This is a genomic window from Zoogloea sp., assembly GCF_030157465.1.
Lineage (GTDB): Bacteria > Pseudomonadota > Gammaproteobacteria > Burkholderiales > Rhodocyclaceae > Zoogloea.
Map to the genome: position 1 here is coordinate 1 of NZ_JAOAUU010000118.1, position 11632 is coordinate 11632.

Sequence of the window (11632 nt, forward strand, 5' to 3'; positions counted from 1 at the left end):
CCGGTTATCGCCGTGAAAGGGCGGTGTCCTAGGCCTCTAGACGATGGGGACCCGATACAACTTAGTTTGGTGGAGGTAAGCGGGATCGAACCGCTGACCTCTTGCATGCCATGCAAGCGCTCTCCCAGCTGAGCTATACCCCCGTCCAACGAAGACCGCATTATAGACATCACTTTGGGCCTTGTAAACCCCTAATGAAAAATTTCCACGATTCTGTTGGCCGCAGACTTCCGGCACAACTTGTACTTGTAGCAACAACGCTAGCGCAGGCCGACGAAAGCGTGAATTAACACACCTTCCCTGCAGGAGGGCGCCACCACTCGTTCCGGCACCCTCGAAGATGCCACAGAGGAAGCACCTGTCGGAAAAATTTACACAGACCTCAAAACCCCTGCCATTTTTTTACATGTTTTACAAAACAATCATACAGTTATACAAACCGGCCCGGAACTTGCCCTATAAGCGCAGAAGGTATGTTTTCTAGACACTCTTCAACAAGTTCAGCACTTCATGTAAGGGCCTCACGATGATTAAAAAGAAACTTGCAGTTGCCATCTCCGCAGCGCTGGCGCTTGGCGCTACCGGCATGGCTCAGGCAGCCGTCTACACGTCGACCGCCAACAATTTTACGGGCAATTTCGCTATTTCCGGGTTCGGTGACACTGATCCGAGGTCTTTCCAGATTTCGCTCACCAACGTGAATGGCGCACTTGACCTCTATGTTCCCAAGAGCGGCGACGCCACTGGCCAGCGCATCGGCACCGTCAGCGTAGATTACTCACCGCTGCATCCGGGCGCAGAGTTGAACTCTTCGGTTTCCAACTGGACTTCGCTCGGCAACGTGGTGTTCAACACTGCAGGCATCACCGGAGACAACTTCAAGTACAACTTCTCCTCCGGTAACTTCACCGCCGACGGCGTCGCCCAGTCCGGCGGTTCGTTCAGCGGCTCCGCCAGCGCCCTCAACCTCATTCTCGGCAACATGTTCGGCCCCCTGAGTGGCGCCATTGGCACCGGTTCGGTTTCGGTAACCCACACCTTGTCCGCCAACACCTGGACCATCAACGTTAATGAAACCCCGGTTGGCGGCACCGGTTTCAGCGGCCTGTTCCGCACCCTCGACTCCACGGCCTTTGGCGGCAACAACGATGGCGCGCTCACCGGATCGTTTAGCGTGAATGGGGCCGTTGCGATCACTACTGCCGACGGCACCCCGCCCCCCGGCGGCACGGTCAGTGTGCCGGTTCTGCCCGACGCACCGGCCCCCGGCACGCCGACTGGCACCTTCACGTTCAATAACATTGCGGTTGGTAACGTTGTGAACGCACAAGGTCAGATTGTCGGCATCGAGGCTCCGATCTGGGTTGACCCGGTTATCGCCGTGGGCTACCGCTATGAACTGGGCGCCGCTTCCACTACGAAGCTTGCCACTGTCACGGCTCCTGGCCTCGCCACTGTCAATGACACCGACGGCTACGAAGTCTGGCTGTTCGATGGCACCAACTGGTACCTCGGCGGCACCATCCAGGCTGGCGGCACCTTCAGCTTCCCCACCGGCGGCGTGACCAAGTTCGAGATCCGCGGCATCAGCCCGGACCTTGGCTTGGTTCCTACCAACGATCTGGCTTTCCCGATTGGCCTGACGGTTACGGGTCAAGGCACGCTGGACCTGTCGATGACCGCCCTGACCGTCGACACCGGCAACGTGGTGCCTGCACCCGAAACCCTGTCCCTGACCGGCCTGGGTCTCGCAGCCCTCGCCGCCATGGCGCGTCGCAAGAAGGCCTGATTCCTTCAGCAGCAATAAAAGCGGCCGCATTTGCGGCCGCTTTTATTTTGTGGTGGCGATCAGTTGTTGAACAACCTGTTCAACGTAAGCTGATCTGGAAATCCGGTCGCCAGCAGCTTGGAGCGGACCTGGAAGTCTCTAAGCGCATCCTTCAGCGCGGGTGAAAAAGCGCCGTCTTTCGGGCCCGCATATAACTTGTCTTCGGCGAGTTTACGCTGCATCGCCTCGATCACTGCCTTGTAAAGTGCAACCCCACCCTTATCTGTCTGGATCATCACCAGTTCAGATTTCGCCTGAAGTCTGCCGGGCTGTAAAACACCCAGCATGCTGTTGACCGCAACGATGAAGGGCTGCTTGGGATTCTTTTCGCAATACTGCCCCAGCGCAGCGAGCAAAAGTTCGGTTGTCTGCCAGGGCGTGATGTCATAGGTATCCTTGGCGTACTGATTGGTCGCACTGACATAACCTTCGACCCAGCCGCCAAATAAGAAGTAATCGGTATTCTTCTTCTTGGCCGCCTCGGAGAACGCCGAACATTGACGTCCGCCACCACCGTCGATAGCGAAGTCACCCTTGGCGTCTAGAGCAAGCGCCTGAGTGGCGCAACAACCCGCCAGCAAAAACGCCCCAAAAAACCTGAATCGACCTGCAGAACATATGATGGTCTTCAATTCAGCAACCTTCCCTTCTGGATGGATTCATAAGCAGCGCCTAGTGTACCCCAGCAGAAATGGCTACATCCGACTCGGCTCCCCGAATCGTGGAATATGAAACGACAAGCCGTATGTCAGCGCAGTATCTTGCCGGGATTCATACCACCACGCGGATCAATCGCCTGCTTGATCGCCCGCATGAGCGTCATTTCGACAGCTGATTTGTAGTCGGGCAGGATATTCCGCTTCAATTGCCCAACACCGTGCTCAGCGGAGATCGAGCCGCACAGCTCCACCACCAGTTCATACACGACACGATTCACGTCGTCGCTGCGACCGATGAAGCCGACATTCTCGCCAACCTGCGGTCGGGACAGGTTGTAGTGCAGGTTGCCGTCGCCCAGATGGCCGAAGCAGACGATGCGCACGCCGGGATAAGCCGACTCCAGGCGCGCGCCGGCCTGCTGGATGAATACCGGGATTGCGCTGACCGGCACCGAGATATCGTGTTTGATGCTGACGCCTTCGCGCTTCTGGGCTTCGGAGATGTTCTCCCGCAGGCTCCAAAGCGCATCGGCCTGACTGCTTGTCGCAGCAATGACGCCGTCGAGCACCGCGCCACCCTCAATTGCAGCTTCCAGTTCGGTTTCGAGCAACTCCGCAAGCCCCGACCCGACCCGGGTGTCGGTCAGTTCCACAAGCACGTACCACGGATGAGGCTGCGCCAGCGGGTCGCGGGCGCCGGCAATGTGCAGCAGCACCAAGTCCAGTGAAGGCCTGCTGATCAACTCGAACGCAGTAACCCTGTCTCCGGCAGCACCGCGAAGACGCCCCAGCAAAGCCACCGCAGCAGCAGGTTCGGCGACAGCCAGCCAGGCCGTTACCGCACTGCGGGGGCGCGCAAAAAGCTTGAGCGTTGCAGCGGTGACAACACCGAGCGTCCCTTCTGCTCCGATAAAAAGTTGCTTGAGGTCGTAACCGGTGTTGTCCTTGCGCAGCGCTCGCAGGCCATTCCAGATCCGTCCATCCGGCAGGACGACCTCCAGCCCGAGCACCAGCTCGCGCGTGTTGCCGTAGCGCAGCACCTGGACACCACCGGCGTTGGTGGAGATGAAGCCACCCACCTCGCAGGAGCCCTCGCTCGCCAGCGAAAGGGGAAACAGTCGATCGACCTCTTCCGCGGCAGCCTGAACGACAGCCAGCGGCACACCGGCTTCGACGGTGATGGCGTTGTTGAGGGCATCCACCTGGCGAATCCGGCGCAAACGGGAGAGGTTGAGCACAATCGCAGGCCCGCCTTCTGCCAGCGGGGTTGCCGCGCCGCACAAGCCGGTGTTGCCGCCCTGCGGCACCACCGCACAGCCCGCCGCTGCACAGGCACACAGCACGGAAGAAACCTGTTCCGTATCCGCCGGCAGCACGACAGCCAGCGCCTTGCCGGTGTATCGCCCGCGCCAGTCGGTCAGAAAGGGCGCCTTGTCGGCCTCTGCACTCAAACAGTGGGGAGTGCCGACGATTTCCTGCAGGGTTTCGATTAGGGCATTCATGGGCAGAGCCTCCCGTCGAATGAAAGGTTCAACGTCCGAGAGCGCGCCTGATGGCAGGAAGGGCAAGCGCGACGGCCGCCTCGCCTTCGGCGATCGCCTCGGCGCCGCGGTGATAATCCATCAGCCCGAGCTGGGCGAGGCGCGGTGAGATCAATACGTCGGCCGGCTCCCCGGCGAGCCGGCTTCTGGCAATTCGCACCGACATGATGGAAATGCTGCTCTGCATCACGGTGAGCATTGATGGGAGGCTTTCGGGGTCGCTGCCCGATACGCTGGCAGCCCCCTGGCCGTTGCGCCCGAAGCGGGCCAGCAACTTGCGCGGCCAGCCAAGCTCAGTCACCTCCGCCTCCTGCTCCGGCCGGCTTCGCCAGGCCGCACCCACCACGTCGGAATTGAGATCGACCGCGATGACGATATCGGCCCCCATGGCCCGGGCCAGCGACACGGGAACGGGATTGACCAGCCCGCCATCGACCAGCAGGCGACCGTCCTGCCAGGCCGGGGTCATCAGGCCGGGCAGTGCAATGGAAGCCCTTACGGCGGTGGAGACACTCCCCTCACGCAGCCAGACTTCATGACCATTTTGCAAATCGGTGGCGACGCAGCCAAAAAGATGGGTCAGCGCGGTGAAATCACGATCGACAAAATTGCGCTCGAAAAAGGCGATCAGCTTGTCGCCCTTGATGAGCCCGCCACGCAGGCCCATGTCCATCAGTCCGACCACATCCTGCCAGCCAAGGGTTTCGACCCAGGAGCCCAGCTTGTCGAGATCGCCGGCGGCAGCCACGGCACCGACAAAAGCGCCGATCGAGCAACCGCTGATGATTTGCGGCTCAATCCCTTCCCGCGCCAGGGCACGCAACACTCCGATGTGCGCCCAGCCGCGGGCTGAGCCGCTGCCAAGCGCAATGCCGATGCGAGGGGAGCGTTTCATGGGGGGGCTGTTTTCCCTGTGGGTCGGACGTCATTGACCCACAGGGGCGACGGGGTTTAGATGGGTTCGGCGAAGAGGTCGTGCACGTCGCAATCGGTGATGCGCACACGGGCAAACTCGCCGGGTTCGAGATCTTCGCCAGCCGGGATGATCACAAGGCCGTCGATATCCGGGGCGTCGCCAGGCGAGCGGGCCAGAGCGCCCTCCTCGTCGACCTCGTCCACCAGCACCGTCATTTCGCGGCCGATGAAACGCTCGAGCCGTTCGGTGGAGATGTCCTCCTGAAACTCCATGAGCTGAATGCGGCGTTCTTCACGGATTTCTTCCGGCACCGGATCGGGCAATTCGTTGGCGGCAGCACCTTCCACCGGCGAATAGGCGAAGGCACCGACGCGGTCGAGTTTGGCCTCTTCGAGGAACTGCAACAGTTCTTCGAAATCCGCGTCGGTTTCGCCGGGGAAGCCCGTGATGAAGGTCGAGCGGATCGTGAGATCGGGGCAGATTTCGCGCCAGCGGCGGATGCGCTCGAGGTTGTTCTCGGTACTTGCCGGGCGCTTCATCGCCTTGAGGATGCGCGGGCTGGCGTGCTGGAAGGGCACGTCGAGGTAAGGCAGGATCTTGCCTTCGGCCATCAGCGGAATGATGTCGTCGACGCTGGGGTAAGGGTAGACGTAATGCAGCCGCACCCAGACGCCCAGATCGCCCAAGGCGTTGCACAGGTCGTAGAGTTTGGTGCGCACGGGCTTGCCACCCCAGAAACCGGTGCGGTACTTGACGTCGACGCCGTAGGCGCTGGTGTCTTGCGAAACGACCAGAAGCTCCTTCACGCCGGCATTGACGAGGTTCTCGGCCTCGCGCATCACGTCGCCAATCGGCCGGCTGACGAGATCGCCGCGCATCGACGGAATGATGCAGAAGGTGCAGCGATGATTGCAGCCTTCGGAAATCTTCAGGTAGGCGTAGTGATTGGGCGTCAGCTTGACGCCCTGCGGCGGCAACAGGTCAATGAAGGGATCGTGCGGCTTGGGCAGGTGCTTGTGCACCTCGTGCATGACCTGCTCGGTGGCATGGGGGCCGGTGACGGCAAGCACCTGGGGATGGGCCGCCATCACCACGTCGGCCTTCGCACCGAGACAGCCGGTAACAATGACCTTGCCGTTCTCGTTGAGGGCTTCACCGATGGCATCGAGGGATTCTTCAACCGCTGCATCAATGAAGCCGCAGGTGTTGATGACCACGAGGTCGGAACCTTCGTAGGATGGAGAAATCTCGTAGCCCTCAGTCCGCAGGCGGGTGAGGATGTGCTCGGAGTCCACAAGCGCCTTGGGGCACCCGAGGGATACGAAGCCGACTTTCGGAGCGGCTGCTTGCTTGGTCTGGGTCATGCGTCGGGAAAAACGGAAGGAGTAAAAGTGCAAGGGCCGCGACGATCGCGCGGCCCCGTTTGGCTATTTCTTGGGCGTACCCGCCGGCTCGGCGCCGGGCGCCTCCGGATCGATCTTGTCCGGGGTGAAGCCCGCGACAAAATTCGGAAACTGGAAGCCGGAGAAGATGTTGCGCGTCTGGCTATCGAGCTGCTCCTGCATCTGCGCGTACATCTTCTTGCTCTGCTCCATGTAGGCACCCATCATGCTTTGCATTGCGGGCCCCTGAAAGTTCAGAAACTGGGCCCAGAGATCCTGGCTCACCGTGGCCTTTTCGCCATACACGGAGCGCACCTGCTCCTGGAGCTTGGCCTGCATGTCGGTAAAACCCTTGATGTTGTTCTCAAGGTATTTGCCCATCATTCCCTGCATGGCGTTGCCATAGAAGCGGATCATCTGGGAAAGCAGGTCGGAGGTGAACATCGGAGCACCACCGGCCTCCTCTTCGAGGATGATTTGCAGCAGGATGTTACGGGTCAGGTCGTCACCGGTCTTGGCGTCGACCACCTGAAAAACACCATGTTCAAGAACGAGTTCCTTCACGTCGGCGAGCGTGATGTAGGAGCTGGTCTGTGTATCGTAAAGACGGCGATTCGGGTACTTTTTTATCAGGCGAAGTTGATCAGCCATTCGTGTTATCTCCTCGGTGGCGATGGAATCGCCTGCGGAGATTATACTGCGGTGCGCAAAAAAAAACCCCGCCATGCGGCGGGGTTCGCGTGAAGCTTGTTGCAGCAGATTACTGGTAGTACAGGCCGCCGTTCACGTTCAGGGTGGCGCCAGTAACATAGCCAGCCAGCTCGGACGACAGGTAAACAACCGCGGCGCCGATCTCTTCCGGCTTGCCCAGACGCTTGACCGGCACGGTGTCAATAATGGCGTTACGAACTTCTTCCTTGATCGCCATGACCATGTCGGTGCCGATGTAGCCCGGGGCAATGGCGTTACACGTCACGCCCTTGGTGGCCAGCTCGGCCGCCAGAGCCTTGGTGAAACCAATCACGCCAGCCTTGGCGGCGGAGTAGTTGGTCTGGCCAGCCTGACCCTTGACGCCATTCACCGAGGAGATGTTGATGATGCGGCCAAAACCACGTTCCGCCATCTTCGGGGAAATGGTGTGGGTCACGTTGAACAGGCTGGAGAGGTTGGTCGCAATGACCGCATCCCACTGACCCTTTTCCATCTTCGGGAAGAACTTGTCACGGGTGATGCCGGCGTTATTCACCAGGATGTCGATCGGGCCGACTTCGCTGACGATTGCCTCAACGGCCGCCTTGCACTGCTCGTAGTCAGAGACGTCGAATCCGTACAACGGGATATCGAGGCCTTCAGCCTTGCGGGCTTCAACCCAGGCTTCCTTGGCGGGATCACCAGGATAGAAGTTACCCACCACGCGGACACCCGCGGCAGCGAGGGATTTGCAGATCGCAGTGCCAAGACCACCAACTGCGCCGGTTACAAGAGCGATGCGCTGAGACATTACACTTTCCTTATGTTGCGGTGCGAAAGTTCGATTAGAACATATGCTGGCCGCCGTTGATAGAAATGTTGGCGCCGGTCACGAAAGCCGCCTCGTCGGACGAGAGATAAGCGATAAGACCAGCGATTTCTTCCGGTTTGCCCAAACGGCTCATCGGAATATGGGGCAGGATTTTGCTGTCGAGCACTTCCTGAGGAATTGCGAGCACCATCTTGGTGCCGATATAGCCCGGAGAAATGGTATTCACGGTCACGCCGGACTTGGCCACTTCCAGAGCCAGGGACTTGGTAAAGCCGTGCATGCCCGCCTTGGCCGCGGCGTAATTGGTTTGACCAAATGCACCCTTGATACCGTTAAGCGACGACACGTTGATGACGCGCCCCCACTTGCGCTCGACCATGCCATCCATGACCTGCTTGGTCATGTTGAATACGCTGTCGAGGTTGGTATGGATAACGGCATCCCAATCAGCCTTGGTCATGCGCTTGAAGGTCATGTCACGGGTGATGCCGGCGTTGTTCACCAACACATCCACCGGACCGATGTCGGCCGTGACGGCATCTACGCAAGCCTTGCATGAATCGAAATCCGCCACGTCGCAGGGATAGGCCTTGAAGCCGTAACCCATGTTGTTCATGGTCTGAAGCCATTCGGCAGCGCCCGTATTGCCCGGCGAATGGGTTGTAACCACTTTGTAGCCAAGCGCCGCCAGCTTGATGCAGATCGACTCACCCAGACCACCCATACCACCGGTAACCAATGCTACTCGTGCCATTTTCTTCCCTCCTTCTAGTGAATTATGCGGGGGTTACGCGAACTCCGGCAGCGCCCCCATTACGCTCACTGCCGACTAATCACTTCCGGAACTCCGGCCCCGGATATCTTCCCGGGTGCCGGCCGAATTGTTCAGGCTTTTTCCTTGACGTAACGGCCAGGCGCAGCTTCGAGCACCTTGTATTTCGCATTACCCAGCTTGTTACGCGCAGCAACCATGCTGCCACTGCGCGGCTTGAGCCATTCGATCCAGTGCAGCCACCAGCTGCCCTTCTCTTCGGTTGCCGTTTCCAGCCATTCTTCCGGAACCGACGCAGTGGAGTCGCTGACCCAGTAGCTACGGCGATTCTTCGAGGCCGGATTGATTGCCCCGGCAATATGACCGCTGGCGCCCAGCACGAAGGTCGATTCGCCGCCAAGAATCTGGCGCACCAGATAGGCACTGGTCCAGGGAACAATATGGTCTTCGCGGGTGGCCAGCAGGTAGGAAGGCATGTCGACCTTGCCCATATCCACCTTTACGCCCAGCATTTCGAGCTTTCCCGGCACGCGCAGGTTGTTTTCGAGGTACATGTTGCGCAGGTACCAGGCGAGGAAGGGGCCGGCCAGGTTGGTGCTGTCGGAGTTCCAGTACAGCAGGTCGAAGGCCTCGGGCGTCTTGCCCTTCAGGTAGTTGCCGACCACGTATTGCCAGATCAGGTCGTTGGCCCGCAGGCTGGAGAAAACCTGGGACAGCTCGCGCCCCATCAGCAAACCACCCTTGCCGATGGCTGCCTCGCGAGCCGCAACAGCGGCCTCATCCACCAGACAGCCGATCTCGCCGGCATCGCTGAAATCGAGCAGGGTCGTCATCAGCGTAAGACTTTCGGCCGGATCTTCGCCCTTGCCACGCAGCACGGCCAGCGCCGACGACAACATCGTGCCGCCGACACAGAAGCCGAGTACGTTCGGCTTGTCGACCTTGGTCACGTCACGCACAACCTGCAGCGCGGTGATCGGACCTTGCTCGAGGTAATCATCCCAACCAAGGTGCGACTGCTCGGCCTTGGCGTTCTTCCAGGAGACGAGGAAGACGGTGAAACCTTGCTCGACGATGAATCGCACCAGCGAATTGGCCGGCTGGAGATCCATGATGTAGAACTTGTTGATACAGGGAGGAACGATCAGCAGCGGGGTCTTGTAGACCTTTTCCGTCATCGGAGCGTACTGGATGAGCTGGATCAGCTCGTTCTCGAAGATGACGGAACCCGGTGTCGTGGCCAGGTTACGGCCAATCTCGAAGGCCGACTCGTCGGTCATCGAGATGCGTCCCTTTTCCATGTCGCCCATGAGGTTCTTGATGCCCTGGGTGATGCTTTCACCCTTGGTATCGAGGGCTGCCTGGATGAACTCGGGGTTGGTCGCCGCAAAATTCGACGGAGACAACGCGTCGATGTACTGACGGGTCATGTACTGCATGCGCGCCTTGGCTCGACCATCGGCAACCGGCACGGCATCGGCAATCTTGTTCAGGTAATCCGAGTTGAGCAGATAAGCCTGACGGATGTAGTCGAACACGGGGCTCGACGACCATTCGGGCGCATTGAAACGACGGTCGCCCGGCTGGGGCTTGACCATCGGCTCAGCGGGTTCGCCCGGCCTGGCCTGCGCCATGGATGCCCACAGACGGGCATGGGCTTCGGCGAGTTCCCGCTGGAGCTTTGCCAGCTCCTGGGCTTCGGGCAGCGGCAGCTGTGGAGCCTGGGCAGGTGCAACCTGCGGAATGGCCACACCCTGTTTGCCGAGGAAATCGAAAAAACCTTCAGCCAGCGACTGGCCGAACTTGAACATGCCTTGCAGCGCTTCAGCAGATTGCTCCGGTGTTACAGACATCCAGCTCTCCTTTGTGTTTTCGTCCGGGTCTGCGGGAAACGAAGAGCAGCTGCTGCATGTGCAACTGACCATATCCCGCCCCGGCCCGCCCTACGCCGAGTAGAATTTGCGTATGTATATTATTGCTATTGCCTGGCTTTACGTCGCACTGCTGGCCACCGTGACGGAAACCACCGTTATTGGCGGGATACTGACTTTCCTGTTCTATGGTGTTGCGCCGCTCTCCCTGTTTTTGTGGCTGTTTGGTACACCGGCCCGACGACGCCGGTCAGCTCATCGCCCTCTCGGCGAGAGGATGGGCAAAGACGATGGAAGCGATGCCGGCGGCGATCAATAATACCTGCTGGGCGGTGGCCCGCAACTCCGTTCGCTTGTGCAAACCTGGAATGAGATCGGCCACCGCGACGTAAATCATACTCGCGGCAGCAAGCGCAAGAAACACCGGCACCAGCGACTGCATGTGGGATAGCGCGAAATAAGCGAGGATGCCGCCGACAAGTGTCGCAAGACTGGATAGCAGATTGAAGACCAGCGCTTTTGTCTTGCTGTAACCCGAGTGGATCAGGATCAGGAAATCCCCCACTTCCTGGGGAATTTCATGGGCGATGATCGCCAGCGCGGTCACGATGCCCAGCGGCGTACTTTCGACAAAGGCTGCGGCAATAAGCACACCATCGACAAAGTTGTGAAAGGTGTCGCCGACGAGGATCAAAAGGCCGCTGCGACCATGATCGTGTCCGTTGTGCTCGTGGCCGTGACAGCCTTCGTCGTGACAGTGGCGCCAGAGCACCAGCTTTTCCAGCACGAAAAACAACATGATGCCGGCCAGCACATTCATCGCGGCCCGCTCGGGGCTTTCGGCGGCTTCGATGGCGTGGGGCAGGACTTCCAGGAATGCCGCGCCCAGCAGTGCGCCGATGGCGTAGCTGATCAGCACCGGCACCCAGTTGGGGCGCGCCGCAAAGGCAAACAGGGAAGCCACAACGACACTGAGCAGCCCGCCGGCAAAACTCATCACTACAATCCAGGCGAGGGGCGTCATGGTCATACAGGAAGATATCGGCCGGGCAGTATACCGCCAGTAACGCTCGTAACCTTCACGGCTTAGGGCCTGTTCTCAATTATCGAACCAGCAGTATGCCGAATGGAAGTCTCGTTA

Annotated in this window: 11 protein-coding genes and 1 tRNA gene; 2 read left to right on the forward strand and 10 right to left on the reverse strand. The window is 59.6% G+C overall.

The features are described 5' to 3' along the window. Window positions 1-67: 67 nt before the first annotated feature. Window positions 68-143, reverse strand: a tRNA-Ala gene (locus Q1W26_RS14225). Between the two features lie 383 nt (window positions 144-526). On the opposite strand from Q1W26_RS14225, the gene Q1W26_RS14230 reads away from it, so the two are divergent. Then, window positions 527-1789 (forward strand): hypothetical protein, encoded by a 1263-nt coding sequence (locus Q1W26_RS14230; RefSeq protein ID WP_300441451.1) that lies wholly within the window; start codon window positions 527-529, stop codon window positions 1787-1789. 59 nt (window positions 1790-1848) lie between these two features. Here Q1W26_RS14230 and Q1W26_RS14235 read toward each other — a convergent pair whose 3' ends face one another. The 8 genes from Q1W26_RS14235 to phaC all read right to left on the reverse strand — a co-directional run bounded on the left by Q1W26_RS14235 (window position 1849) and on the right by phaC (window position 10473). Then, a complete protein-coding gene (locus tag Q1W26_RS14235; protein ID WP_300441454.1) occupies window positions 1849-2460 on the reverse strand; it encodes a peptidoglycan-binding domain-containing protein in 612 nt (203 codons plus the stop codon). A 116-nt stretch (window positions 2461-2576) separates the two neighbouring features. Further along, window positions 2577-3989: an FAD-binding oxidoreductase gene (locus tag Q1W26_RS14240; protein WP_300441457.1), complete on the reverse strand. Its 1413-nt coding sequence runs from the start codon at window positions 3987-3989 to the stop codon at window positions 2577-2579. Between the two features lie 28 nt (window positions 3990-4017). After that, entirely contained in the window at window positions 4018-4923 is a 906-nt protein-coding gene (locus Q1W26_RS14245) for a patatin-like phospholipase family protein (protein WP_300441459.1), read from the reverse strand. Between the two features lie 56 nt (window positions 4924-4979). Beyond that, window positions 4980-6308: a 30S ribosomal protein S12 methylthiotransferase RimO gene (gene rimO / locus Q1W26_RS14250; protein ID WP_300441462.1), complete on the reverse strand. Its 1329-nt coding sequence runs from the start codon at window positions 6306-6308 to the stop codon at window positions 4980-4982. A gap of 63 nt (window positions 6309-6371) precedes the next feature. Then, complete coding sequence (gene phaR, locus Q1W26_RS14255) at window positions 6372-6977, reverse strand: polyhydroxyalkanoate synthesis repressor PhaR (protein WP_300441464.1); 606 nt, start codon at window positions 6975-6977, stop codon at window positions 6372-6374. Window positions 6978-7086: 109 nt separating this feature from the next. Further along, complete coding sequence (gene phbB, locus Q1W26_RS14260) at window positions 7087-7827, reverse strand: acetoacetyl-CoA reductase (protein WP_300441467.1); 741 nt, start codon at window positions 7825-7827, stop codon at window positions 7087-7089. Window positions 7828-7861: 34 nt separating this feature from the next. Then, complete coding sequence (gene phbB / locus Q1W26_RS14265) at window positions 7862-8602, reverse strand: acetoacetyl-CoA reductase (protein WP_300441469.1); 741 nt, start codon at window positions 8600-8602, stop codon at window positions 7862-7864. Between the two features lie 131 nt (window positions 8603-8733). Then, complete coding sequence (gene phaC, locus Q1W26_RS14270; RefSeq protein WP_300441471.1) at window positions 8734-10473, reverse strand: class I poly(R)-hydroxyalkanoic acid synthase; 1740 nt, start codon at window positions 10471-10473, stop codon at window positions 8734-8736. A 112-nt stretch (window positions 10474-10585) separates the two neighbouring features. Between phaC and Q1W26_RS14275 the strand changes: the two genes are divergently transcribed. After that, window positions 10586-10810 (forward strand): hypothetical protein, encoded by a 225-nt coding sequence (locus tag Q1W26_RS14275; protein ID WP_300441473.1) that lies wholly within the window; start codon window positions 10586-10588, stop codon window positions 10808-10810. Here the strand turns inward: Q1W26_RS14275 and Q1W26_RS14280 are convergent. After that, window positions 10742-11521: a ZIP family metal transporter gene (locus Q1W26_RS14280; protein WP_300441476.1), complete on the reverse strand. Its 780-nt coding sequence runs from the start codon at window positions 11519-11521 to the stop codon at window positions 10742-10744. The genes Q1W26_RS14275 and Q1W26_RS14280 overlap by 69 nt on opposite strands. Window positions 11522-11632: the final 111 nt, after the last annotated feature.

Coding starts and splice junctions, on each gene's coding strand:
- phbB (WP_300441469.1), bottom strand. CDS start 8,602: ATGGCACGAGTAGCATTGGTTACCGGTGGTATGGGTGGTCTGGGTGAG.
- phaC (WP_300441471.1), bottom strand. CDS start 10,473: ATGTCTGTAACACCGGAGCAATCTGCTGAAGCGCTGCAAGGCATGTTC.
- Q1W26_RS14230 (WP_300441451.1), top strand. CDS start 527: ATGATTAAAAAGAAACTTGCAGTTGCCATCTCCGCAGCGCTGGCGCTT.
- phaR (WP_300441464.1), bottom strand. CDS start 6,977: ATGGCTGATCAACTTCGCCTGATAAAAAAGTACCCGAATCGCCGTCTT.
- phbB (WP_300441467.1), bottom strand. CDS start 7,827: ATGTCTCAGCGCATCGCTCTTGTAACCGGCGCAGTTGGTGGTCTTGGC.
- Q1W26_RS14280 (WP_300441476.1), bottom strand. CDS start 11,521: ATGACCATGACGCCCCTCGCCTGGATTGTAGTGATGAGTTTTGCCGGC.
- Q1W26_RS14245 (WP_300441459.1), bottom strand. CDS start 4,923: ATGAAACGCTCCCCTCGCATCGGCATTGCGCTTGGCAGCGGCTCAGCC.
- Q1W26_RS14240 (WP_300441457.1), bottom strand. CDS start 3,989: ATGAATGCCCTAATCGAAACCCTGCAGGAAATCGTCGGCACTCCCCAC.
- rimO (WP_300441462.1), bottom strand. CDS start 6,308: ATGACCCAGACCAAGCAAGCAGCCGCTCCGAAAGTCGGCTTCGTATCC.
- Q1W26_RS14275 (WP_300441473.1), top strand. CDS start 10,586: ATGTATATTATTGCTATTGCCTGGCTTTACGTCGCACTGCTGGCCACC.